Origin of the sequence: Actinomycetospora callitridis (assembly GCF_028737265.1) — a bacterium.
GTDB classification, from domain to species: domain Bacteria; phylum Actinomycetota; class Actinomycetes; order Mycobacteriales; family Pseudonocardiaceae; genus Actinomycetospora; species Actinomycetospora callitridis.
The window spans coordinates 850,762-872,974 of record NZ_JAQZAK010000001.1; the positions used below are offsets into that span (position 1 = coordinate 850,762).

A 22,213-nucleotide genomic window follows, 5' to 3' on the forward strand; every position below is an offset into this window, starting at 1 on the left:
GGGGCTCGATCCCTCGGGTCCGGATCACGAACGGCCCGCCGACGAGGCCGGCACCTCGTCCGGCTCCTCGTCCGGCACCGCCGTGGCGATGACCGCGTCGAGCCCGTCACGGGCACCGGTGAGCTCGTCGATCATGGCGGTGAGGCGGTCCCGCTCGCGCTGGAGGTCGTCCAGCAGCTCCGGGCAGCTCGCGATGAGGCGCTCGCCGTCGGCGCCCATGCAGGGCAGGAGCTCGCCGATGGTGGTCGTGGACAGCCCGGCGGCCAGCAGGGTGCGGACGTGGTGGACGACGTCGACGTCCGCCTCGCCGTACTCGCGGTAGCCCGAGGAGGTGCGTCGGGGGCGCAGCAGCCCCTGCTCCTCGTAGTAGCGCAGCAGGCGGGGTGCCACGCCCACGCGTCGCGCCAGCTCACCGATCCGCACGACTCGGCCCTCCGGACTTGACCTTCACACCGGTGTGAGACTTTACCGTCCTCCGCCATGGACATCGAGAACGAACCGGTCACCGTCCTGGGCCTCGGTGCGATGGGGACGGCCCTGGCCCGGGCCCTGCTGCGCGCCGGCCACCCCGTCACCGTCTGGAACCGCACCCCTGCGCGCGCCGAGGCCCTCGTGGCCGAGGGCGCCCGCGTCGCCCCGGACCCAGCGGCAGCCGTCGCCGCCGGGGCACTGACCGTCGTCTGCCTGCTCGACGACGCGGCCGTCGCCGCCGTGCTCGATCCCCTCGGCGAGGACCTGGCGGGCGCCACGCTGGTGAACCTCACCTCCGGCACCCCGGAGCAGGCCCGCGACGCGGCGGCGCGGCTGGGCCACCTCGGCGCCGACGTCCTGGCCGGCACGATCATGGTGCCGACGCCGCTGGTGGGGACGCCCGACGCGCTCGTGCTCTACAGCGGTGCGGGCGGGGTGCACGAGGAGCACCGCACCACGCTCGAGGTCCTCGGCCGCACGGACTACCTGGGCGCGGACCCGGGACGCGCCGTCCTGTTCGACCTCGGCATGCTCGACGTGTTCTTCGCCGGCATGGCCTCGTTCCTGCACGCCGCCGCCGTGGTGGGCCGCGACGGGATCTCCGGCGCCGACTTCGCGCCCTACGCCGAGCAGGTCGTCGCGATCCTCCCGGCCACCTTCCGCGGGCTGGCCGCGGACGTCGACGCGGCGAGCCACCCCGGGGACGAGGACAACCTCGTCATGAACGCCGCGGCCCTCGCGCACATCGTCGCGGCCAGCCGGAGCCGGGGCGTCGACCCGGCCGTGCCCGAGCTGGTGCACCGGCTCGCGCAGCGGGCCATCGACCGGGGTCACGGCGCCGACGGGTTCTCGCGCCTCGTCGAGGAGTTCGCGCCCGCGTAGGACGGGTCACCGCGCCGCGCTCGCCGCCCGGCTCACGGCCCCGCGGCCGGGGCGCGGGACGGCGTCGTCGCGTCGCCGTGACCGTCGAACCGGTGGACCGCGCCGGGGACGTCGACGAGCTCGGGCGACACGCTGTGCCGCTCACCTCGAGGGACGTTGTCCGCTCACCGAAGGGCCAGTACGGTGCGCGACGGCGGGCGCCCGGATCGGCAGCGCGCCTGTTCGGCCCGGGCGATATCCCCGCCTGCCCGGGGTCACCGTCTGCGAGCGTCCTCCCCCCGGCCGCTCGCCGGGTGGCTCCGGGTCCACCACAGGGGGTGGACCGGGGTGATCGCCGTGAGCGGTGGCGATCCCGACCTGGACCGCTGCGACGGGTACGTGGTGCTGGTGGTCGACCCGATGACCGGCGAGTCCGACTGCTACGGACCGTTCGTCGAGATGACCGAGGCCGGCCAGGAGGTCATGCGCTTCCGCGAGGAGTTCTCCCTGCGGGAGTTCGACGAGGTGTTCGTCGAACTGGTGCGCTGGCACCGTCGCTGACGCGCCGCCCGTGGCGCGACGGGTGGCGCCCGTCCCGTCCCACGAACCGGTGACCGCGGGCGACGAACCGCTCACCTGCTGCGAGTTTCGGCGCCTGGAGCAGGGGAATTGCTGAGGAGGACGCCCAACGATCGGTCTGGCCCCGTGCACGCTCCGGAGGTCCTCGACCGACCTACGTCGAGGAGGCACTCCGGTGCTCGACGACCGTGAGCAGTACATCCTGCGCGACATCCAGCGCCACATCGAGGCCAGCGACCCGAAGCTCGCGCGGCTCGCGCGGCGGGAGCAGGGCCACCGGACCTACTGGCTGTCGATCGCGTCGCTCGTCGTGGGCGTCGTCCTCGGCGTCGCGCTCGCCGCGCTGGGTCCTGTCGGTGCCGGCCTCACGCTGATCGCGCTCGGGGCCGTGCCCATGGGTGTGTGGCACTGGCGGCGGCCCGGGACGGCGAGCCCGCTGCAGTCCGCCCAGATCCAGGAACGGCGCGGGTAGGAACCCGCCTGACGGGCCTCCATACTGCGTCGCGGGCGCGGGGAGGGCCGATGACCGTGTTCGTGCTGGTCCACGGCGGCTGGCACGGCGGGTGGTGCTGGCGCCGCGTCGCCTCGCGGCTGCGGGCGTCCGGGCACGAGGTCCACACGCCGACGCTCACCGGCGTCGGCGACCGCGCCCACCTCGGTACCCCCGACACGGGTCTCGCCACGCACGTCGAGGACGTCCTCGCCGTCCTCGAGATCGACGACCTGCGCGAGGTCGTGCTCGTCGGCCACAGCTCGGGTGGTGCCGTGATCACCGGCGTCGCGCAGCGGGCGTCCCACCGGCTCGCGCGGCTCACCTACCTCGACGCCTTCGTCCCGGCGCCCGGACAGTCGGTGTTCGACCTGTTACCGCCTGCGCGCCGCGACCACTTCCGCGCCCTGGTCGACGACGTGGGCCGGATCGTCCTCGACCCGGACGTGGCCATGGACGGCTGGGGGCTCCGGACCGAGGACGACCGTGCGTTCGTGCGGGCCCGGCTGCGCCCGCACCCGCTCGGCGGCCTGGCGGACCCGCTCCCCGGGACTCCGCTGCCCGACCTGCCGCGACACTTCGTCCACTGCGCCGCCAAGCCCGCGCCCGACGTCTTCGCGGCGTTCGGCGCCACGGTCGGGTCCGGACCGCGCGGGCGTCTGGACGTGCTCGACGCCGGCCACGACGCCATGATCACCGCACCCGACCAGGTCGCGGCGCTGCTGATGCGGGAGTGAGGCGCTCAGCGTCCCTGCAGCGCCGCGAGCATGGCGTCGACCGTGCGGGCGAAGCGGGCGTCCGCGTCCCGGTCGCCGAGACGTCGGGCGCCCAGTCCGCGGGCCGCCTCCTCGCGGACCGCGACGGCGCACCCGGCCACGTCCGACTCCCACACGGCCAGCCGCGGCACCGCGGGCAGGGGATGGGCGGGCACGGCGTAGCGGCGGCCCAACGCCTCGGTCGTGGCGGCGCCGGGGAGACCGACGGGACGTGAACCGGGCAGCCGCGAGGACCGGATGCGCGCGAGCGCGAGGGACGGGTCGCGACGGCCTCGGTCATCGCCGTCGACGGTCGGCGCGAACAGGACGAGGGGATAGCCCCGCTCGCCGCGCCACCCGTCGGTCGCCTCGACGACGCGTCCCCACAGCGCTGCGCACCCGAGGATCGCGCCGGCGCTGATGACCATGGGCGCCACGAGCCGCAGGTCGGCGGTCGCGTACAGGCCGCAGTGGCAGTCCCACGTGGGCGCCTGCGGGCAGCCGGCTCGGCAGCCCGCCGTCGTCGCCACCCGGGGGAGCCACGTGAAGGGTGCGACGGGGGAGACGAGCGTCGGGCCGTCCTCGTCCCACCCCATCAGCCAGACCCGCCACCCCACGATCGGTGTCGCGAGGTCGGGCGCCTCCGTCACGTGGTGAGGGGAGCGGGGATCTCCTGCTGCGGTGTGCGTCCGACACCCGAGCGCGGCGTCGGGCGCGGGACGCGAGGTGCGACCTCGGCGAACCGCTCGGGGTAGTCCCCGCGGGGCACGGGGTCGACCACCGGCTCGACGGTCAGCATGCGGACGGGCTCGCCGATGTGCATGGGCGGACCACACCTTCCGTTCGCCCCGGCCACGGGAGTGGGTGGCCCGGGTCTCACTCGAATGGGTGATCCGAACTGTACGCGCCTCGGGGCGAGGACGGGCCGCCGTCCTGAGAGGAGGAGCGGGCGGCGGTCCCCCGATCGGCGCAGCGGATCGGCAGTCGGCCGTGCGCGGACGTCCGCTGGTCTCGGGAGTTGATCAATCGTTCTCAGGTGCGCCGGATCTCCGGGACGCCGTCCCTAGCGTCGCCGTCGTGTCGAAGCGCGCGAAACGGGCCCTCTGGTCGGCGGTCGCGATCCTCGTCCTGGTCGGTCCACCGGCGGTGTTCCTCGGACGACAGGGGTGGGAGGCGGGCGAGCTCCTCGAGCTCGCGGTCGTCCTCTCCGGCCTCGTCGCCGCGGTGGCGATGGTGCTGGCCACCGTCGGCGCCTCACGCCTCCGGGCGCTGACCACCGCTCTCGGGATCGACCGGATCATGAGCGGGCACAAGTGGCTCGGCGTCGCCGCCCTCGTGCTGGTGCTCGGGCACATGGCTGCGGCGATCGTCGAGAGCCCGGAGCTGCTCGACCCGTTCGCCGCCTCGCTCGGCATCCAGTTCGGCTACGCGGCCGCAGTGGGGATGGTGCTGCTCTCGGGTGCCGCTGCGTGGGGACGACGACGCGGGGCGCGCTACGAGTGGTGGGTGCGGGCCCACATCCTCGGGGTCGCGCTGGCGCTCGCCCTCGCCGGGATGCACGTCTTCTGGCTCGGCGATCTCCTCGAGGACCCCGTGATGCGGGTCGTGTGCTCCGCCCTCGCCCTGCTGCTGCTCGCGGTGCTCGCGCGCCGGTGGGTGTGGCAGCCGCTGTTCTCCCGGCGCGGGGCCTACGTGGTCTACGGCGTGCGCCACGAGGGGGCCGACGTCGCCACCCTGGCGCTGACCCCGGTGTTCCGCGGCCGGGCGCTGCGCTTCGCCCCCGGCCAGTTCGTGTGGCTCCGGCTGCACCGGCGGGTCGTCGGCGTCCAGGAGCACCCGTTCACGATCGCCTCCAGCGCCGAGCTCACCGACCGTCTCGAGCTCACCGTCCGCGCCACCGGCGACTTCACCCGCGCGCTGGCCCGGCTCGGTCCCGGCCAGAAGGTGTGGCTCGACGGCCCGCACGGCAGCTTCACCCCCGATGCGCCGGAACGGGTCGACGGGCTCGTGCTGATCGCCGGCGGCGTCGGGATCACGCCGATGATGAGCATGCTGCGCACGCTCGCCGAGCGCGGCGACCGTCGCCTGCACCGCCTGGTCCTCGCCGAGCGCCCCGACCAGCCGCTGTTCGGCCCGGAGCTCGAGGTGCTGGGCCGCCGGCTCGACCTCGACGTCCTGCGCACCGCGGGGCGCCGCGTCGACGCCGACCTGCTCGCCCAGATCCTGCCCCGCGCCCGCGGCCGTCTCGAGTACTACGTGTGCGGGCCTCCGGGGCTGCTCACGGGGTCGCTCGCGGCCCTCGACCAGCTGGGCGTCCCGCCGGGCCGGATCCACAGCGAGCAGTTCGGCTGGACGGGGCCGGTGCCGACGCAGGTCCCGGCGGCTCGGTCGACGCGGTCGACGAACGACGCGACCTCGCCCGCCGACCGGCTCCCGACCCACCCCTCGATCCCGGTCCCGCGGGTGGAGGAGCGGTCGGCGTCGACGCGGGGCGGCTGAGTCGACGGCCCGAGTCGTGACCCGCCGAGGGGCTCGCCGGTACGGGTCGTCGGGCGTCGGCGGCTGCCGATGGTGCCCTCGGGGGAGCAGCGCGGCCCGACCTGAACCAACCTGAAGAAGATGCTTCGGAAATCGAAGCGTGGGCGCGGACAGCATCGACACCACTTCACCGGGGTCGCGTCTCGAGCTCGACCGACCTGGACCGACCTGACACGGATGCTTCGGAAACCGAAGCGTCTCCCGGACCGGTCACCAGGCGACGGGGGAGGCGCTCCAGCCCGTGGATGGCGTGGTGGGTGGCCCCGAGGCGGTCGGTCTCGTCGCCTGGGGCCGGCGCCATGACCCACGACGTCATCGACGCAGTGTCCGACCGGACGCCAGGCTGGAGCCCTCCGACGACGGGAGCCCTCGTGGACGCGCCGGACCTCCCGCACGCGGTCGCGGGCTGGCGGACGTGGACGGTGAGCACGGGACCGGGCGGCACACGGCTGCTGGCCCCGGTCACTCGTGCACTGTGGCCGCCGGGCGAGGCCCGCACGGCGTGGTGCCGCTACGGGCGCCACGACGCACCGGCGGTGTCGTGCCGGTGCGGCCTCTACGCCGTCGCCGACCTCACCCGCCTGACCCGCCAGGTCACGCGTGGGTCCGTCGTCGGCGTGGCCGCCCTGTGGGGCCGGGTGGTCGAGGCCGAGCACGGGTGGCGGGGCGAGCACGGCTACCCGGTCGTCCTGTTCGCCGAGCCCGCGCTGCCCGAGCGGACGCGCACGCGGCTGGCCGCGCGCTACGGCGTGCCCGTCCACTGCCTCCCCGCGCCGCTCGAGGCCCTCGTGCGGGGCGACCGGGAGGCGGTGTCGGCGCTGGCGGCGAGGGTGCGCGACGAGACGGCCCGCGCTCCCGGGAGCGTCGCCCCGCACCGCGAGCTGGCGGTCGCCGACCTGCTCGCGCGCATCCACGGGCCGGAGTGCCGGTCCGCCTGAGCTCGCCGGGTCAGAGGTCGAGCTCGGTCCACCAGTGCACGACCTGCCAGCGATGGACCAGCGCGATCTCCGGCTGCCCGGCGACGTAGGACAGGAAGTCGCGCACGGCGCTCGCCCGCGCGGCCTGACCGCTCCAGCGCGGGTGCAGGCCGACGGTCATCAGCCGGGCCCCGGCGCCGTGACGGGCCTCGTCGAGCAGGAAGTCCGCGGCGGCGATCAACGTCTCGGCGAAGTGCCGCGGCGTCGCGTAGGTGGGCGCGAGGAAGTAGCGGGTGTCGTTGTGGACCTTGGAGTAGGGGACGACGAGCCAGCGACGGCCCTCGACCTCCGTCCAGTACGGCAGCTCGTCGTTGACGGCGTCGCTGTCGTAGACCAGGTCCGGGTGCGCGGCGGCGAGCCGCCGGGTCCGCTCGCTCGGGAACGAGCGGACGTACCAGCCGCGCACCGGGCGGCCGACGAGATCGGGCAGCACGCGCATTCCGTGCTCGAGATCGGCGCGCTCCTCGTCCTCGCTCATCGTCGTCACCTCGGCCCAGCGGTAGCCGTGGCCGAGGACGTCGTGCCGGCTCGCGCGCAGCCATTCGGCGAAGGGTGGGTTGCGCTCGAGCGCCCGGGCGCACACGCCGAACGTCACGTCCGCGTCGAACCGCTCGAACAGGCGCACCAGCCGCCAGATGCCGACGCGGCTGCCGAACTCGAAGTGGCCCTCGGTGCCGATGTCGCGGATCGCCGGGTCGATCGGGATCGCGTACTCGCCCCAGCTGTCGTTGCCCTCGCCGTCGGGCCACGCGGCCTCGGCGCCCTCCTCGACGTTGACGACGATGTTCACGGCGACGCGCGCCCCGTTCGGCCAGCGCTCGAACGGGGCGGACAGGCCGTGGCCGACGAGGTCGCGCTCCATGGGGGAGTCCTACCCCGCCTCGCCGACCCGGCTCTCCAGGCGGCGCGCCGCGTCGAGCAGCGGCTCCGCCCAGCGGGCACCGGGGCGGCGACCGATCCGGTCGACGGGTCCGGACACCGACACCGCGGCGACCACGGCGCCGTCGGCGGCCCGGACCGGGGCGGACACGCTGGCCACACCCGCCTCGCGCTCGGCGACGCTCTGCGCCCAGCCCCGACGGCGGACCTCCTCGAGCACGCGGTCGGCGAATGCGGAGGGCTCCGCCGACCACGCGGCGAGCACCTTCGCCCCGGAGCCGGCGGCCATCGACACGCGGACGCCGACCGGCACGGTGTCGCGCAGCCCGCTCGCCGGCTCCGCGGCGGCCACGCACACGCGCACCGTCGGGTCCGAGCCGTCGCGGCGGTAGAGCTGGATGCTCTCGCCGGTGAGGTCGCGCAGCCCGGGGAGCACGTCCTCCGCGGCCGTGAGCAGCGGGTCGCCGTGACCGTGGGCGAGCTCGCCGAGCGCCGGGCCGGGACGCCAGCGACCGTCGGGCTCGCGCACCAGCAGGCGATGCGCCTCGAGGCCCACCGCGAGCCGGTGCGCCGTCGCGCGCGGCAGCCCGGTGCGCTCGCAGAGCTCGCCGAGCGTGCAGGGCGCCGCCGCGGCCGCCCGGAGGACGACCACCGCCTTGTCGAGCACGCCGATACCGCTACCCTGTCCCACAGGACGACACCATAGTCCCACTCTGTGGGATTCTGGGTGAGGAAAGAGGCAGACAGTGGGACGCACGCTCGCGGAGAAGGTCTGGGACCAGCACGTGGTCCGTCACGGCGAGGGCCAGGAGCCCGACCTCCTCTACATCGACCTCCACCTCGTGCACGAGGTCACCAGCCCGCAGGCCTTCGACGGGCTGCGCCTGGCCGGACGGCCCGTGCGGCGCCCGGACCTCACCATCGCCACCGAGGACCACAACGTCCCGACGCTCGACATCCTCGCGCCCATCGCCGACGAGGTCTCCCGCACGCAGGTCGAGACGCTGCGGCGCAACGTCGAGGAGTTCGGCGTCAAGCTCTACCCGATGGGCGACGCCAACCAGGGCATCGTCCACATGATCGGCCCGGAGCTGGGGCTGACGCAGCCGGGCACGACGGTCGTCTGCGGCGACTCGCACACCTCCACCCACGGCGCGTTCGGTGCGCTGGCGTTCGGCATCGGCACGTCCGAGGTCGAGCACGTCATGGCCACCCAGACGCTGCCGCTGCGGCCGTTCAAGACGATGGCGATCGAGATCTCCGGCCGCCTGCGCCCGGGTGTCACCAGCAAGGACGTCATCCTCGCGGTGATCGCGCAGATCGGCACCGGCGGCGGCGCGGGCTACGTGCTCGAGTACCGCGGCGAGGCCGTGCGGGAGATGTCGATGGAAGCCCGCATGACCATGTGCAACATGTCGATCGAGGCCGGCGGGCGCGCCGGCATGGTCGCCCCGGACGACACGACGATCGAGTACCTGATGGGCCGCCCGCACGCCCCGCAGGGCGAGCTGTGGGACGAGGCCGTGGCGGCGTGGCGCGAGCTGCGCACCGACGACGACGCCGAGTTCGACAAGGTCGTGCACATCGACGCCGACGCGCTCACGCCGTTCGTCACCTGGGGCACCAACCCCGGCCAGGGCCTGCCGCTGTCCGAGGCCGTCCCGGACCCCGAGGGGATGTCCGACGACGACGCGGCCGCCGTGCGCAAGGCGCTCGCCTACATGGCCCTCGAGCCCGGCACCAAGCTCCGCGACATCGCCGTCGACGTCGTCTTCCTCGGCTCGTGCACCAACGCGCGCATCGAGGACCTGCGCGCGGCCGCCGACGTCCTCAAGGGCCACCACGTGGCCGACGACGTGCAGATGCTCGTCGTCCCCGGCTCGATGAAGGTCAAGGCGCAGGCCGAGGCCGAGGGGCTCGACGCCGTGTTCACCGAGGCCGGCGCCGAGTGGCGCTCCGCGGGCTGCTCGATGTGCCTGGGCATGAACCCCGACCAGCTCGCGCCCGGCCAGCGCTGCGCGTCGACGTCGAACCGCAACTTCGAGGGCCGTCAGGGCAAGGGCGGGCGCACGCACCTGGTGTCGCCGCTGGTCGCGGCGGCCACGGCCGTGCGCGGCACGCTCTCCTCTCCCGAGGACCTCACGCACACCACCCTGACGTTCGCCTGAGGAGGCCCGTACCCATGGACGCCTTCACCACCCACACCGGCATCGCCACACCGCTGCGCGTGTCGAACGTCGACACCGACCAGATCATCCCGGCCGTCTACCTCAAGCGCGTGACGCGCACGGGCTTCGAGGACGGGCTGTTCGCCTCCTGGCGTGCCGACCCGGGCTTCGTGCTCAACACCGAGCCCTACAGCCGGGGCTCGGTGCTCGTCGCCGGCTCCGACTTCGGCACCGGCTCGTCCCGTGAGCACGCCGTCTGGGCGCTCATGGACTACGGGTTCCGCGTCGTGATCTCGTCGCGCTTCGGCGAGATCTTCAAGGGCAACTCGTCGAAGGCGGGCCTGCTGGCCGCCACCGTCGAGCAGTCCGACGTCGAGCTGCTGTGGAAGAAGATCGAGGAGCGCCCGGGCCTCGAGCTCACCGTCGACCTCGAGGCGCTCACGATCACCGCCGACGACCTCGTGGTGCGGTTCACCGTCGACGACTACGCCCGCTGGCGCCTGCTCGAGGGCCTCGACGACGTCGACATCACCCTGCGCTCCGCCGACGCCATCGAGGCCTACGAGGCGAGGCGGCCGGCTCACAAGCCGACCACCGTCTGAGGTCTCACCAGGGGACCTCGCCGGCGTCCTCGAAGAAGCCGCCGGTGGGGCCGTCGTCGGGCAGGGTGGCCAGGCGGATGGGCGTCGCGGCGCCCTGCTGCGTGGTGCGGTGCCCCTGGTGGCCGTTGAGGTCGGTCGCGACGTAGCCCGGGCACGCCAGGTTGATCTTGATGTTCGTGCCCTCCAGCTCCCGGACGTACTGGAGCGTCACCGCGTTCAGGTAGGTCTTGGACGGCGAGTAGCCGATCGCGATCGGGCCGGCCTGGCCGGCGCTCTGACGCGTGAGGGATCCGACGCCCGAGGACACGGTCACGATCCGCGGGTGTTCCGAGCGGCGCAGCAGCGGCAGCATCGCGTTCGTCGTCCGGATGACGCCGAAGACGTTCGTCTCCAGCACCGTCCGCAGGATGTCGAGGTCGATGGTGCTCGGGTCCTGGGGCGTGTCGCCGGTGATGCCGGCGTTGTTGACGAGGACGTCGAGGCGGTCGAGGGAGGCCGCCGCGGCGGCCACGCTCTCGTCGTCGGTGACGTCGAGCGGCACGCCGAAGGCGTCCGCACCGTCGGCCCGGAGCTTCTCGACGGCCTCCTCGCGGCGGCGGTCGTCGCGGGCGCCGACGCCGACCCGCCAGCCGAGGGCCCCGAGCCCTGCGGCGATCTCGTAGCCGATGCCCTTGTTCGCCCCGGTGATCAGCGCTGTTGTCATGCCCCCATGCTCGGCCCGGTCGCGCGGGCGGTCCAAGACCATCTCGGTGCGCGGCGATACCGCGGGGGTATGAATGAGGGGGTGGAGACCCGGGAGCTGCGCTACTTCGTCGCGGTCGCCGAGGAGCTGCACTTCGGACGCGCCGCCGAGCGGCTCGGGATCGCCCAGCCGCCCTTGTCGCGCGCGATCCGCGCGCTGGAGCGCCGGCTCGGCGCCCCGCTGTTCGACCGCACCACCCGGGCCGTGGCGCTCACCGAGGCCGGGGCGGTCCTCCTCGCCGAGGGCCGGGCGGCGCTCGACGCGGTCGACGCCGCGGAGCGCCGCACCCGGCGGGCCACCGGCGCGCGCCCGGTGCTCGGGCTGGTCGCGAAGGCCGGGGCGTCGCAGGAGCTCCTCGCGAAGCTGCTCGACGCGTACGCGGCGGAGCCCGGGGCGGTCGAGGTCGACGTCACGCTCTGCGGGCCCGGCGAGCAGGAGCGGGTGCTGCGCGACGGCCGGGCCGACGTGGCCCTGCTGCACCGGCCCTTCGACGCGACCGACGGCTACGACACCGAGGAGCTCGCGGAGGAGGGCCAGGCCCTGTTCCTGCCCGCGGGGCATCCCCTCGCCGCCCGTGCCGAGCTGCGCACGGCCGACCTCGCCGGCCTGCCGCTGCCGCGCTGGCCCCGTCCCGACGGCGGGTTCTCCCCGGGCGAGGGCCCGCAGGTCCACGACAGCGCCCAGCTCCAGCAGCTCGTCATGCTCGGGCGCGCGGTGGCGGTGCTGCCGGAGTCCGTGCGCGCCGGCCTGCCCGAGGGCATCGTCGCGATCCCCGTGGTCGACGCGGCCCGGGTGACGACCCTGCTGGCGTGGCCGCCCCAGAGCCGGGTGCGGGGCCTCGCCGACCTGGTCCGCGTGGCGTCCCGACTCTGAACTTAGGCTGCCCTAATTCGCGGGGGTAGGGTCGGGGCATGGCTGCTCCCGACACCCAGGCCCCCGCCACCCCGGCACCGTCCACCCCGGCCCCGTCCTCACGGACCCGGAAGGGCGGCGCGGGCCACCGCCTGCGCGTGCTGCGCTCCGAGCGGCTGACGCCGCACCTGCTGCGCGTGGTGTTCGGGGGACCGGCCCTCGACGGCGTCGTCGACAACGGCTTCACCGACAAGTACGTCAAGCTCGCCTTCCCGCGGCCCGGCGTCGAGTACCCCGAGCCGTTCGACGTCCCCGCGATCCGTGAGTCGATGCCGCGGGAGGCGTGGCCGATCGTGCGGACCTACACCGTGCGCACCCTCGACCACGCTGCCGGCGAGCTGGCGATCGACTTCGTCGTGCACGGCGACACCGGCGTCGCGGGCCCCTGGGCGCTGGCGGCGGTCCCGGGCGACGAGCTCACGATGATGGGGCCGGGCGGGGCCTACGCGCCGTCGCCCGAAGCCGACGCGCACGTCCTGGTGGGCGACGAGGCGGCCCTGCCCGCCATCGCCGCGGCACTCGAGAGCGTCACGTCCGGCGTGCCCGTGCACGCGTTCGTCCAGGTCGACGGCCCGGACGACGAGATCGCCCTCGCGACGTCCGAGGCCGTGACCCTGCGCTGGCTGCACCGCGACGCCGGCGAGGACCTCGTCGAGACCGTCCGCGCCGCCGAGTGGCCCGCGGGCACCGTCCACGCGTTCGTGCACGGCGAGACCGGCGACGTGAAGGCCCTGCGCGGTCACCTGCTCGAGGAGCGCGGGCTCGACCGGGAGTGGCTCTCGATCTCCGGCTACTGGCGCCGCGGCGCCGACGAGGACACGTTCCAGGCGGAGAAGAAGGCAGAGAAGGGCTGAGGTGGCCTTCGGCCATGTGAGCACTTCGAGGTGCTGCAGCACCTCGAAGTGCTCACATGTGCGAAGCGCACCTCAGTCCGGCAGCGCCCGACGCCCCGGGCCCACGGAGACCATCTTCCCGACCGACGGCACGCCGCGGTCGTCGACGAGGAAGAGCAGGTACGGGCCCGGCGGGGTGAGTCCGGGCTCCTCCGGGACGGTCACCGAGAGCCCGCCGGCGGTCGGCGCGGCGTCGAGGGCCACCGAGCGCATGTCGGTGGTGGTGACGTGGGTGGCGGTCGAGGCCTTGATCAGCCGGGCGCTGCGGATGTGCTCGGGGTCCGGCGTCGGGATCGTCGCCGTCTGCCCGCGCGCCAGCGTCGGGGGCGCGTTCGTGATCGTCGGCCGTCCCCCGCCCTGGAAGAGGTAGGGCGGGCTGTAGATCTCGATGCGCTGCTCGAAGGTGCCCGGGACGAGGTTCTGCTGGTCGTCGAACAGCGGGTCCGAGCCGGCGGTGAGCACGCGTCCGTCGGGGAGCAGCAGCGCCTCGGTGTGGTAGTCGCGCCCGACCGCGGGGTCGGCGGCGGCGGTGATCCGACCCGTGTCGGGGTGCAGCAGGCGCGCGATGTGGTTGTTGGTCCCGCCCTTGCCGCGGTAGTCCCGCGAACCGCCCGAGATCAGCATGGTGTCGTCGGGCAGGTCGACGAGGTTCGGGTACCGCACGCCCTCGGGCAGGCTCGGGCCGGCGGTGAAGTGCGGCGACGGGTCGCGCAGGTCGAGGTAGTCGATGCGCCCGGTGGACCGCGGGCTCTCGCCGACCCCGCCGCCGCCCACGACGGCGAGGCGCTGGTCGTTCACGGGCCCGACCCAGGCGGAGCCGGCCGTCTCGAGCAGGTCGGGGTCGCGCATGCCGGGGATCGGGGCGAAGGCGCCGGTGTCGGTGTCCCAGAACCCCGGCTCGCGTCCCTTCTCGGCGGGGCCGTAGCCGGCGTTGGCCCCGGTGTAGACCATCCGCCCGGCCCGCGCGGTCTCGAAGATCGCGGGGTAGGTCGGGAAGTAGCGCGTGAGGTCCTTGCGCTCGGAGAAGGCGTTCGTCGTGGGGTCGAAGATCTCGGTCTGGCCGTTGAGGACCTCGCCGGCGCCGTCGAGGCCGGCCACCGTCAGCACCCGGCCGTCGGACATCGGCGTCAGCGTCGCGTACCAGCGGTGGAACGCCATGTCGGAGACCTGTGACCACGTCTCGCTGACGGGGTCGAACGTGTAGGCCTTGTTCGTGCCCTGGTAGTCCTGCTTGCGCAGGGTCATCTGCTGGCCCTGGCCGTAGACGTTGCGGGCGACGTCGGGCGCGAGGCCCTCGATCCGGTACTGGGCGGGTTCGGTGGTCAGGGCACCGGGACCGGGGTCGACGGCCTCGACGAAGACCGGCTCCTCCGAGGCCACCACCTGCGTGCGGCGTCCCTGGCCGTTCTTCTGTGCCGGCGGGAGCCGCGTCTCGCCGTCGGCGCGGTAGCGCACGCCGGTGGGGGAGACGAACACCGTGCCCGCCGGCAGCACCATCGGGGCGTTCGGGTCCTCGTTCTTCACCGTCATCGTGCCGGCCGCGTTGGTGACCGCGCCGTCGAGTCGCTCGTAGCGCTGGGTGCCGCCCGCCACGAGCAGCCGCCCGTCCGGCAGCGTCGTCTGCCCGCCGCAGAACATGTCGTCGGGCACCGGGATCATCCGCGACCGCCCGGTGGTCGGGTCGTAGAGCAGGCTCTTGAGCGCCCGCGTCGCGAACATGTCCTCCTTGTTGCCCGACCCCGCGATGAGCAGGACCTTGCCCGAGGAGAGCAGCGCGGCGTGGATCGCGTTGACCCGGCGGTCGTCCGGCACGTTGATCGTGTCCCAGTGCCCGAACGCGCGCTCGTAGTCCGGGCTGTTGATCAACTGCTCGTGACGCCACTCGCTGATGTAGGAGAACGCCGGGGGCACGTTCACGCCCAGCAGGACGACCGCGCCGAGGACGACGAGGACGATCTGGCGGACGCGACGGGTGTTCGCCACACGCACCGGGCTGGGCTCCTGGCGGGTCGACGACGGGGCCGGGCGCGACGTTAACCCAGGTCAGCGGCCCCTCTGAACGCGCCCCGATCCGTCCCCGGGTGTCCCGCCGCGGGCGATTCGTCCTGTGAGAAGGATCCTCAGAAGGCCGCGTCGCGGTGGTAGTCGGCCGCGGCGAGGGTGCCGTCCGGGCCGAACGACAGGACCCACACGCTGCCCTTGCGGGACGGCGGGTCCGCCAGGTCGCGGTCCGAGAGCGGCGCGCACCCGGCCCGCGTCGCGGCCGTCGCCAGCACGCGCACCAGGTGCGGGATCCCGTCGCCCTGCGCGCACACGGCAGCCACCACGCCGCCGGTCCCGCCCGCGGTGAGCCGCTCGAGGAGCGCCAGCGCGGGCCCGTCGTCGCGTACGACCGCGCCGTCGCCCAGCTCCGGTGCCTCGTGGATCGTCAATCCCGCCGCCTCCGCGTAGGGCGCCAGCGTCTGGCGGCAGCGGGCCTTGGGCACCGCGTGCAGCGCGCTCACCCCGAACCGGGAGAGGAACCGGGCCAGGCGTTGCGCCTGCTCGTACCCCTCCTCGACCAGCGGGCGGTCGGCGTCCGGGCCGTCCCAGTCCGAGCGCTTCCCGGCGAGCGCGTGCCGCACGAGCAGCAGGGTCCGCAGCGCCGCCGGGCGCGCGGTGAAGGCGTCGACGACGTCGCGGTCGGACTCGTAGGTCAGCAGCGCCACGGCCTCGGGCGGGGAGAGCCAGCGCAGCTCGTCGGTCTCGTCGCCCGGCGTGAAACGGCCCTCGCCGGCGCGCGCCGACCAGAACTCGACCACCTTGTCCTCGGCGCCGACCATGTAGCGCACCGTCCGCAGGTGCCGGCCGAGCACGGCGGCGAACCCGGTCTCCTCGGCCAGCTCCCGCACGGCCGCGTCGACCCGCGTCTCGCCCGGATCGACCTTGCCCTTGGGCAGGCTCCAGTCCTGGTGGTGCGGGCGGTGCACGACCGCCACCTCGACGTCGTGCCCGGTGCCGTCCGGGCGCCAGAGGACCGCTCCCGCGGCGTGAACCGTCACTGGGTCGACTCCCGCTCCGCTCCGTCTCCCCGGACCGTCACTTCCGGCTCTGCCGCTGCTGCAGCAACCGGAGCTGGTGGTCGTGCACCGGCAGGCCCTCGTGGCCCTCGCCGGCGGCGACCGGCCACGGATCCCAGGACCCGTCGGGTTCGAGGATCCAGCTGCGCGTGCCCGGGTCGGTCGCCGAGTCGAGGATCGAGGCGAGCTCGGCGGACAGGCGCGGGTCGGCGACGGGCACGAGCGCCTCGACACGGCGGTCGAGGTTGCGGTGCATCATGTCCGCGCTGCCGATCCAGTACTCGTCGGCGCCGACGAAGTGGAAGATCCGCGAGTGCTCGAGGAAGCGGCCGAGGATCGAGCGCACCCGGATGTTCTCCGAGAGGCCCGGCACGCCCGCCCGCAGGGAGCAGAGTCCGCGGACGATGAGGTCGACGGGCACGCCGGCCCCCGACGCGCGGTAGAGCGCGTCGATCACCTGTTCGTCGACGAGGCCGTTGACCTTGATCCGGATGCCGGCGGTCTCGCCGCGCTCGGCGCGCGCCCGCTCGTGGTCGATGCGCTCGACGATCCCGCGCCGCAGCCCGTACGGGGCGACCAGGAGCTTGCGGTACGAGGTGCGCCGGGCGTAGCCGGTGAGCACGTTGAACAGGTCGGTGAGGTCGGCGGCGATCGTCTCGTCGGCCGTGAAGACGCCGATGTCCTCGTAGAGGCGGGCGGTCTTGGGGTTGTAGTTGCCGGTGCCGAGATGGCAGTACCGCTTGATCGTCGAGCCCTCCTGGCGCACGACGAGCACGGCCTTGCAGTGGGTCTTGAGGCCCACGAGGCCGTAGACGACGTGGACGCCCGCGCGCTCCAGGGCACGGGCCCACCCGATGTTGGCGCGCTCGTCGAACCGGGCCTTGATCTCCACGACGGCGACGACCTGCTTGCCGGCCTCGGCGGCGTCGATCAGCGACTCGACGATCGGGGAGTCACCCGAGGTGCGGTAGAGCGTCTGCTTGATCGCCAGGACCTTCGGGTCCGCCGCGGCCTGCTCGATGAAGCGGTGCACGCTCGTGGAGAACGAGTCGTACGGGTGGTGCACCAGCACGTCGCCCTCGCGCAACGTGGCGAACACGCTCCTCGGGGTCTCGCCCTCGCTGAACGCCGGGTGCTTCGCCGGGACGAACACCGGGTCCTTGAGGTCCGGCCGGTTCAGGCGCATCAGCTCCATGAGCGCCGAGAGGTCGAGGCGCCCCGGCACCTGCACGACGTCGTGCGGGTCCACGTCGAGCTCGCGCAGCAGGAGCTCGAGCATGTGCTCGCTCATCGAGTCGGTGATCTCCAGCCGCACCGGCGGGCCGAAGCGCCGCCGCGCCAGCTCCCGCTCGAGGGCCTGCAGGAGGTCCTCGTCGCGGTCCTCCTCCACCTCGAGGTCGGCGTTGCGCGTCACCCGGAACACGTGGTGCTCGACGACGGTCATGCCCTCGAAGAGCTGGTCGAGGTTCTCGGCGATGAGGTCCTCGATGGGCAGGAACCACGCCTGCCGGTCGCTGTCGGCGGGGGAGTCCTCGTCGGGCTCGGGGCCGACGCGCACGAGCCGCGGCACGTTGTTCGGCACCTTGACGCGGGCGAAGTGCTCGGTGCCGGTCTGCGGGTCGTGCACGGCGACCGCGAGGTTGAGCGACTGGTTGGAGATGTAGGGGAACGGGTGCGCCGGGTCGACGGCCAGCGGCGTGAGCACCGGGAAGACCTGCCGGGCGAACCAGTCCGAGAGCCGGGGCCGGGCCCAGTCGGTGACCTGCGACCAGTCGATGAGGTGCACGCCGGCCGCGTCGAGCGCCGGGGCGATCTCGTCGAGGAAGACGCGGGCGTGCTTGTGGGCCAGCTCCTGGGTGCGCGCGGAGATCCGGGTGAGCTGCTCGCGCGGGGTCAGGCCGTCGGCGCCGCGCACGGCGAGTCCGGCCTGGTCGCGGCGCTTCAGCCCCGCGACGCGGACCATGTAGAACTCGTCGAGGTTCGACGCGAAGATCGACAGGAACTTCGCCCGTTCGAGCAGCGGCTGGCTCGGGTCCTCGGCCAGGGCGAGCACCCGGGCGTTGAACTCCAGCCACGACAGCTCGCGGCTGTCGTAGCGGTCCGCCGGCAGGTCGGCGGGCGCCGCCGGCCCGGCCGTCGGCGCGGCGGGGGCCCCGGGTGTGCGCCCCCGCGCCCCGCGGCCGTTCTCGTCGGCGGCGGCGGGGGGACGGGGCCCGGTCAGCTCCTCGACAGGGGTGCTGTCGGCGGCGGGGGTGTCGGCATGGGTGTCGGCATGGGTGTCGGCATGGGTGTCGACAGGAGCCGTGGTCCCGTCGCTCGACCCGGTCTCGGCGGACGTGGACGACGTGGAGGGGCTCACGCCGCCGATGGTGCCCGAGGTGCCCGGGCACCGCGAGGGACCCGCGACGCGGACCACCCCCGTCCATCCGCTCGACGGACGTGGTTCAGCAGGCCGTCTCGCGTGCCGGGGCCCCGACGGCGGTGGCGGTCGGGGGGTCGGGCCAGGCCCGCGTGTGGGGGCCGGCGCCGAGGTCGCGGGCCCGGGCCAGATCGCCGGGGGTGTCGACGTCGCCCCGCAGGCCCGGCCACGCGCCGTCGAGGGCCACGGCCCCCGCCCCGCCGTGCGCGGCCGCCGATCCCGGCCCGAAGCGCGGGCGCAGCGGGTGGCCCGGCGCGGCGACCAGCAGCGTCGTGCCGGTGCCGGCGTGGTCGGCGACGAAGGCCGACGTCGCGCCCTCGGCGAACCGGGCCGCCGCGCGGGCCAGGGCCTCGTCGAGCTCGTCGGGACGCAGGGCGGGCAGGTCGGCCTGCAGCACCGCCACGGCGTGCTCGCGGGAGCCGGTGCGCCGCAGGTGATCCGCACCACGGCGCAGCGCCGCGTTGAGGCCGCCGCCGGTGTCGCGCACGGTCTCCCACGGCCCGCCCGCCCCCAGCTGCTCGGCGGGCTCGGTGGTGACGACGACCAGGCGGCCGGTGCGCTCCGCGGCGCGGGCGGCGCGCAACGTGTCGCGGGCCAGGGCGAGGGCCAGGGCGCGGTGGGCCTGCTCACGGGACACGTCGTCGCCCGGCAGGTCGGCGACGGCCGGGGCGAGTCGCGACTTCGCGCGGCGCAGCTCCTTGACCGGCACCACGAGGTCGACCAGCACGTCCACGGCTCCAGTCTGCCCCTCGGCGACCAGCGGGGGCGGGTGATCGGACCCGGCGGGCCCCGCTGGACCGGCCTCCACGGTCGGGAGAGACTTCCCGCGACGGGCCGGGGTGGTCCGGACCCGTACGAGTGGGGACGTGGAGGTGGGCGAGCCGGTGGCACGGGCGCGCGAGAAGGGCGGGCCGTGGGTGGCCCTGGCCGCGGCGGTCTTCTACCCGATGACCCTCCTGCTGGCGAAGCGCCGCATGGAGGGCCTCGAGAACGTGCCGGAGCGCGGCCCGGCGATGCTGGTGTGCAACCACGTCTCCTACCTCGACCCGGTGTACACGGCGGTGTTCGTCCACCGGGCGAAGCGCGTGCCGCGGTTCCTGGCCAAGGCGTCGCTCTGGGACGTCCCCGTGCTCGGCCGGACCCTGAGCGGGAGCCGCCAGATCCCCGTCAGCCGCGGCTCGGTCGAGGCCGGCGCGAGCCTCGACGCGGCCCGCGCGTCGTTCGCGGACGACGGCGTCGTCGTCATCTACCCGGAGGGCACGATCACCCGCGACCCGGAGGGCTGGCCGATGAACGCCCGCTCCGGCGCCGCCCGCCTCGCCCTCGACAGCGACGTGCCGGTCGTCCCGGTCGTGCACTGGGGCACGTTGTCGGTCTACGATCACTACAAGCGCCGCTTCCGGCCCTCGTGGCGCACCACGATCACCGTGCGGGCGGGGGACCCCGTGCCGCTCGACGACGTGCGTGCCCGCGCCCGGGAGGCCGGCCCCGACCGCGACCGGTCCACCGAGGTGGCCCTGCTCCGCGAGACGACCGAGCGGATGATGTCCGCGGTGCGCGACCTGCTCGCCGACGTCCGCGGCGAGCCGGCGCCGGAGCCCACCCGCAGGCCGCGGGGCTCCGGCACGTGAGCGGCACCCCCGTGCGCCTGCGGCGCGTGGCGGTGCTCGGGGCGGGCACGTGGGGCACGACGTTCGCCAAGGTCCTCGCCGACGCCGGGACCCCGGTGACGCTGTGGGCGCGGCGCGCCGAGGTCGCCGAGCACGTGGCCCTGGACCGCTGCAACCACGAGTACCTGCCCGACGTGACGCTGCCCGCCGCGCTCGCCGCGACCGCCGACGCCGACGAGGCGCTCGACGGGGCCGACGCCGTCGTGCTCGCCCTGCCGGCGCAGCGGCTGCGCGAGAACCTCGAGCGCTGGACCGGCCACCTGCCGCGCGGTGTCACGCTCGTCAGCCTCGCCAAGGGCGTCGAACGCGGCTCGCTGCTGCGCATGAGCGAGGTGATCCGTGAGGTCACCGGGGCCGCGGCGGACGAGGTCGCGGTGGTGTCCGGGCCCAACCTCGCCGGGGAGATCGCCCTCGAGCAGCCCACCGCCACCGTCGTCGCGTGCTCCGACCACGAGCGCGCCGTCTCGGTGCAGCACGCCTGCTCGACGGGCTACTTCAAGCCCTACACCAACGCCGACGTCGTCGGCTGCGAACTCGGCGGCGCGTGCAAGAACGTCATCGCGCTGGCCTGCGGCACCGCGGCGGGCCTCGGGTACGGCGACAACACCACGGCCTCGCTCATCACCCGCGGCCTGGCGGAGATCTCGCGGCTGGCGGTGGCGCTGGGCGCCGAGCAGATGACGCTCGCGGGTCTCGCCGGCATGGGCGACCTCGTCGCCACGTGCTCGTCACCGCTCTCGCGCAACCGGCGCTTCGGCGAGGCCCTGGGCCGCGGCCTGAGCATGGCCGAGGCGGAGGAGGCCAACCACGGCCAGGTCGCCGAGGGTGTGAAGTCCTGCGACGCGATCGGCGAGCTCGCCCGCCGCCACGGCGTCGACACCCCGATCGTCGACGCCGTGCGCCGCGTCTGCGCGGGCGAGGTGACGGCCAAGGAGGTCGGCGACGAGCTGATCAACCGGGAGCTCAAGGTCGAGTGAACAACCGGGGTCGCCGTCACGTTTGCGGGGCCGGGGCCCGGGAACACTGGCGGCGATGGACGTGCTGCAGCGGATGGGCCCGCGGACGGTGCCGAGGACGGCGGTGGCACCGCTGGAGCTGTGCGCGCTCGCCGACACCGGCAACGCGGCCATCCTGCGCCGTCGCTTCCGGGCCTGGGTCGACCCGCTGGCCGACCTCGACACCGCCGACGACCTCGCGCTCGCGGTGTACGAGGCGCTCGCCAACGTCGTCGACCACGCCTACGTCGAGCGCGGGACGCCCGGGCTGATGACGCTCTGGGCCGCCGTCTCCTGCCCGCTGCTGACCGGGCGTGACCTCGTCGTCACCGTCACCGACGAGGGGGCCTGGCGCCCGAGCAGCGGGCCCGGCTGGCGCGGCCGCGGGCTGCCGCTGATGCGCGAGCTCACGCACGCCACCGCCGTGCTCCCCGGCGACCACGGCACCACCGTGCAGCTCCGCCGGCGCATCCGGACCGCCGAGGACCGCACGGTGGCGCTGGTCTAGCTCGTCCGGTCCCCGTGGCGCGGCACGTGCGGGGGCACCGGCGTGTCCTCCGGCAGCGCCGGGCACGTCGTCACCCCGGTCACGCGCATCTCGAGGCCGACGACGCCCGCCCACCGGCCGTCGCCCGCCGCGACGGCGTCGCCGTCACCCGGCGGGCCCGTGCGCGCCTTCACGCTGGCCTCGGTGAGGTCGAGCGCCACGATCGACGTCGCGGCCATCTCCTTGCGGCTCGGCGGGTCGGCGTGGTCGTCCTGGCCCGGCGCGACCTGGCGGACGAGCGCCCGCATCGCGGCCAGGGCCTCGTCGGGGTCGGCGACCCTGCGGGCGTGCCCGCGGACCACGGCGCTGCGGTAGTTCGCGGACTGGGTGAACCAGCGCCGCGCGTAGACCAGCCCGTCGATGATCGTGACGGTGACGCACACCGGTTCGTCGCCACGCAGGCTCGCCGCGCCGCTGGAGCCGTGCAGGTAGAGCGTCTCGCCGATCCGCGCGTGCAGCGTGGGCAGCACGACGGGCTCGCCGTCGACGACCCGGCCGACGTGCGCGACGAGGGCCTCGTCGAGCACGGCGTGCAGCTCGGCGCGGTCGGCGCGCTGGCGGTCGCGGTGGCGGCGGACGGTGGAGCGGTCGGTGGGGGAGAGCGGTGGTGCGGTCACGAGGTCCATCGTCGGCGACACAGTGGCATGCTCGAACGG

At 74.5% G+C, this 22,213-nt stretch carries 24 protein-coding genes; 13 read left to right on the plus strand and 11 right to left on the minus strand.

Features of this window, described 5'->3' with window-relative positions:
• Positions 1-24: 24 nt before the first annotated feature.
• Positions 25-423, minus strand: coding sequence for a MerR family transcriptional regulator (locus PH191_RS04080; RefSeq protein ID WP_274193334.1), 399 nt, complete (start codon positions 421-423; stop codon positions 25-27).
• Between the two features lie 57 nt (positions 424-480).
• Here PH191_RS04080 and PH191_RS04085 point away from each other — a divergent pair, with 57 nt between their 5' ends.
• From PH191_RS04085 to PH191_RS04100, 4 genes are all read left to right on the plus strand, one after another.
• On the plus strand, positions 481-1,353 hold the full coding sequence (locus tag PH191_RS04085) for an NAD(P)-dependent oxidoreductase (RefSeq protein ID WP_274193335.1): 873 nt from the start codon (positions 481-483) through the stop codon (positions 1,351-1,353).
• A 336-nt stretch (positions 1,354-1,689) separates the two neighbouring features.
• On the plus strand, positions 1,690-1,893 hold the full coding sequence (locus PH191_RS04090) for a hypothetical protein (protein WP_274193336.1): 204 nt from the start codon (positions 1,690-1,692) through the stop codon (positions 1,891-1,893).
• Between the two features lie 193 nt (positions 1,894-2,086).
• The gene (locus tag PH191_RS04095; protein ID WP_274193337.1) at positions 2,087-2,383 is read left to right on the plus strand and encodes a DUF3040 domain-containing protein; all 297 of its coding nucleotides are present in this window, start codon (positions 2,087-2,089) and stop codon (positions 2,381-2,383) included.
• A gap of 50 nt (positions 2,384-2,433) precedes the next feature.
• Entirely contained in the window at positions 2,434-3,138 is a 705-nt protein-coding gene (locus PH191_RS04100) for an alpha/beta fold hydrolase (RefSeq protein WP_274193338.1), read from the plus strand.
• Positions 3,139-3,143: 5 nt separating this feature from the next.
• Here the strand turns inward: PH191_RS04100 and PH191_RS04105 are convergent, their stop codons facing one another.
• The gene (locus PH191_RS04105) at positions 3,144-3,806 is read right to left on the minus strand and encodes a hypothetical protein (RefSeq protein WP_274193339.1); all 663 of its coding nucleotides are present in this window, start codon (positions 3,804-3,806) and stop codon (positions 3,144-3,146) included.
• The gene (locus PH191_RS04110) at positions 3,803-3,979 is read right to left on the minus strand and encodes a hypothetical protein (RefSeq protein ID WP_274193340.1); all 177 of its coding nucleotides are present in this window, start codon (positions 3,977-3,979) and stop codon (positions 3,803-3,805) included. Before PH191_RS04110 ends, PH191_RS04105 begins: the two co-directional genes overlap by 4 nt.
• 254 nt (positions 3,980-4,233) lie before the next feature.
• On the opposite strand from PH191_RS04110, the gene PH191_RS04115 reads away from it, so the two are divergent.
• Together PH191_RS04115 and PH191_RS04120 are read left to right on the plus strand one after the other, a co-directional pair.
• The gene (locus PH191_RS04115; protein WP_274193341.1) at positions 4,234-5,655 is read left to right on the plus strand and encodes a ferredoxin reductase family protein; all 1,422 of its coding nucleotides are present in this window, start codon (positions 4,234-4,236) and stop codon (positions 5,653-5,655) included.
• Between the two features lie 410 nt (positions 5,656-6,065).
• Complete coding sequence (locus PH191_RS04120) at positions 6,066-6,632, plus strand: hypothetical protein (protein ID WP_274193342.1); 567 nt, start codon at positions 6,066-6,068, stop codon at positions 6,630-6,632.
• Positions 6,633-6,642: 10 nt separating this feature from the next.
• Here the strand turns inward: PH191_RS04120 and PH191_RS04125 are convergent, their stop codons facing one another.
• Both PH191_RS04125 and PH191_RS04130 read right to left on the minus strand, forming a co-directional pair.
• Complete coding sequence (locus PH191_RS04125; RefSeq protein WP_274193343.1) at positions 6,643-7,533, minus strand: polysaccharide deacetylase family protein; 891 nt, start codon at positions 7,531-7,533, stop codon at positions 6,643-6,645.
• 9 nt (positions 7,534-7,542) lie between these two features.
• Positions 7,543-8,241: an IclR family transcriptional regulator gene (locus tag PH191_RS04130; RefSeq protein ID WP_274193344.1), complete on the minus strand. Its 699-nt coding sequence runs from the start codon at positions 8,239-8,241 to the stop codon at positions 7,543-7,545.
• 55 nt (positions 8,242-8,296) lie between these two features.
• Here PH191_RS04130 and leuC point away from each other — a divergent pair, with 55 nt between their 5' ends.
• Complete coding sequence (gene leuC, locus PH191_RS04135; protein WP_274193345.1) at positions 8,297-9,718, plus strand: 3-isopropylmalate dehydratase large subunit; 1,422 nt, start codon at positions 8,297-8,299, stop codon at positions 9,716-9,718.
• A 14-nt stretch (positions 9,719-9,732) separates the two neighbouring features.
• Entirely contained in the window at positions 9,733-10,320 is a 588-nt protein-coding gene (gene leuD, locus PH191_RS04140; RefSeq protein ID WP_274193346.1) for a 3-isopropylmalate dehydratase small subunit, read from the plus strand.
• Positions 10,321-10,324: 4 nt separating this feature from the next.
• On the opposite strand, the gene PH191_RS04145 is transcribed toward leuD, so the two are convergent.
• Positions 10,325-11,023 carry an SDR family oxidoreductase gene (locus PH191_RS04145; RefSeq protein ID WP_274193347.1) on the minus strand — a complete coding sequence of 233 codons (699 nt, stop codon included), beginning with the start codon at positions 11,021-11,023 and terminating at the stop codon, positions 10,325-10,327.
• Between the two features lie 69 nt (positions 11,024-11,092).
• Here PH191_RS04145 and PH191_RS04150 point away from each other — a divergent pair, with 69 nt between their 5' ends.
• Complete coding sequence (locus tag PH191_RS04150) at positions 11,093-11,935, plus strand: LysR family transcriptional regulator (protein ID WP_274193348.1); 843 nt, start codon at positions 11,093-11,095, stop codon at positions 11,933-11,935.
• A gap of 38 nt (positions 11,936-11,973) precedes the next feature.
• Complete coding sequence (locus PH191_RS04155) at positions 11,974-12,828, plus strand: siderophore-interacting protein (protein ID WP_274193349.1); 855 nt, start codon at positions 11,974-11,976, stop codon at positions 12,826-12,828.
• Positions 12,829-12,900: 72 nt separating this feature from the next.
• Here the strand turns inward: PH191_RS04155 and glxA are convergent, their stop codons facing one another.
• The 4 genes from glxA to cofC all read right to left on the minus strand — a co-directional run bounded on the left by glxA (position 12,901) and on the right by cofC (position 19,078).
• Positions 12,901-14,856 (minus strand): radical copper oxidase GlxA, encoded by a 1,956-nt coding sequence (gene glxA, locus PH191_RS04160; protein WP_274193350.1) that lies wholly within the window; start codon positions 14,854-14,856, stop codon positions 12,901-12,903.
• 131 nt (positions 14,857-14,987) lie between these two features.
• Positions 14,988-15,908 carry an NUDIX hydrolase gene (locus PH191_RS04165; protein ID WP_274193351.1) on the minus strand — a complete coding sequence of 307 codons (921 nt, stop codon included), beginning with the start codon at positions 15,906-15,908 and terminating at the stop codon, positions 14,988-14,990.
• A 37-nt stretch (positions 15,909-15,945) separates the two neighbouring features.
• Positions 15,946-18,285 (minus strand): RNA degradosome polyphosphate kinase, encoded by a 2,340-nt coding sequence (locus PH191_RS04170; RefSeq protein WP_274193352.1) that lies wholly within the window; start codon positions 18,283-18,285, stop codon positions 15,946-15,948.
• Between the two features lie 85 nt (positions 18,286-18,370).
• Positions 18,371-19,078, minus strand: coding sequence for a 2-phospho-L-lactate guanylyltransferase (cofC, locus tag PH191_RS04175; protein ID WP_337994037.1), 708 nt, complete (start codon positions 19,076-19,078; stop codon positions 18,371-18,373).
• A gap of 139 nt (positions 19,079-19,217) precedes the next feature.
• On the opposite strand from cofC, the gene PH191_RS04180 reads away from it, so the two are divergent.
• The 3 genes from PH191_RS04180 to PH191_RS04190 are packed head-to-tail and all read left to right on the plus strand — an operon-like array spanning position 19,218 to position 21,518.
• Positions 19,218-19,976: a lysophospholipid acyltransferase family protein gene (locus tag PH191_RS04180; protein WP_274193353.1), complete on the plus strand. Its 759-nt coding sequence runs from the start codon at positions 19,218-19,220 to the stop codon at positions 19,974-19,976.
• Positions 19,973-20,992: an NAD(P)H-dependent glycerol-3-phosphate dehydrogenase gene (locus PH191_RS04185; RefSeq protein ID WP_420791742.1), complete on the plus strand. Its 1,020-nt coding sequence runs from the start codon at positions 19,973-19,975 to the stop codon at positions 20,990-20,992. Before PH191_RS04180 ends, PH191_RS04185 begins: the two co-directional genes overlap by 4 nt.
• Before the next feature lie 55 nt (positions 20,993-21,047).
• The gene (locus PH191_RS04190) at positions 21,048-21,518 is read left to right on the plus strand and encodes an ATP-binding protein (RefSeq protein ID WP_274193354.1); all 471 of its coding nucleotides are present in this window, start codon (positions 21,048-21,050) and stop codon (positions 21,516-21,518) included.
• Here PH191_RS04190 and PH191_RS04195 read toward each other — a convergent pair.
• Positions 21,515-22,183 (minus strand): pyridoxamine 5'-phosphate oxidase family protein, encoded by a 669-nt coding sequence (locus tag PH191_RS04195; protein ID WP_420791743.1) that lies wholly within the window; start codon positions 22,181-22,183, stop codon positions 21,515-21,517. The genes PH191_RS04190 and PH191_RS04195 overlap by 4 nt on opposite strands.
• Positions 22,184-22,213: the final 30 nt, after the last annotated feature.

What these genes read in the sequence shown, in the direction of transcription:
- PH191_RS04085 (WP_274193335.1), top strand. Translation starts at nt 481, where the DNA reads ATGGACATCGAGAACGAACCGGTCACCGTCCTGGGCCTCGGTGCGATG.
- PH191_RS04100 (WP_274193338.1), top strand. Translation starts at nt 2,434, where the DNA reads ATGACCGTGTTCGTGCTGGTCCACGGCGGCTGGCACGGCGGGTGGTGC.
- PH191_RS04110 (WP_274193340.1), bottom strand. Translation starts at nt 3,979, where the DNA reads ATGCACATCGGCGAGCCCGTCCGCATGCTGACCGTCGAGCCGGTGGTC.
- PH191_RS04125 (WP_274193343.1), bottom strand. Translation starts at nt 7,533, where the DNA reads ATGGAGCGCGACCTCGTCGGCCACGGCCTGTCCGCCCCGTTCGAGCGC.
- leuD (WP_274193346.1), top strand. Translation starts at nt 9,733, where the DNA reads ATGGACGCCTTCACCACCCACACCGGCATCGCCACACCGCTGCGCGTG.
- PH191_RS04145 (WP_274193347.1), bottom strand. Translation starts at nt 11,023, where the DNA reads ATGACAACAGCGCTGATCACCGGGGCGAACAAGGGCATCGGCTACGAG.
- PH191_RS04150 (WP_274193348.1), top strand. Translation starts at nt 11,093, where the DNA reads ATGAATGAGGGGGTGGAGACCCGGGAGCTGCGCTACTTCGTCGCGGTC.
- PH191_RS04155 (WP_274193349.1), top strand. Translation starts at nt 11,974, where the DNA reads ATGGCTGCTCCCGACACCCAGGCCCCCGCCACCCCGGCACCGTCCACC.
- PH191_RS04190 (WP_274193354.1), top strand. Translation starts at nt 21,048, where the DNA reads ATGGACGTGCTGCAGCGGATGGGCCCGCGGACGGTGCCGAGGACGGCG.
- PH191_RS04195 (WP_420791743.1), bottom strand. Translation starts at nt 22,183, where the DNA reads ATGGACCTCGTGACCGCACCACCGCTCTCCCCCACCGACCGCTCCACC.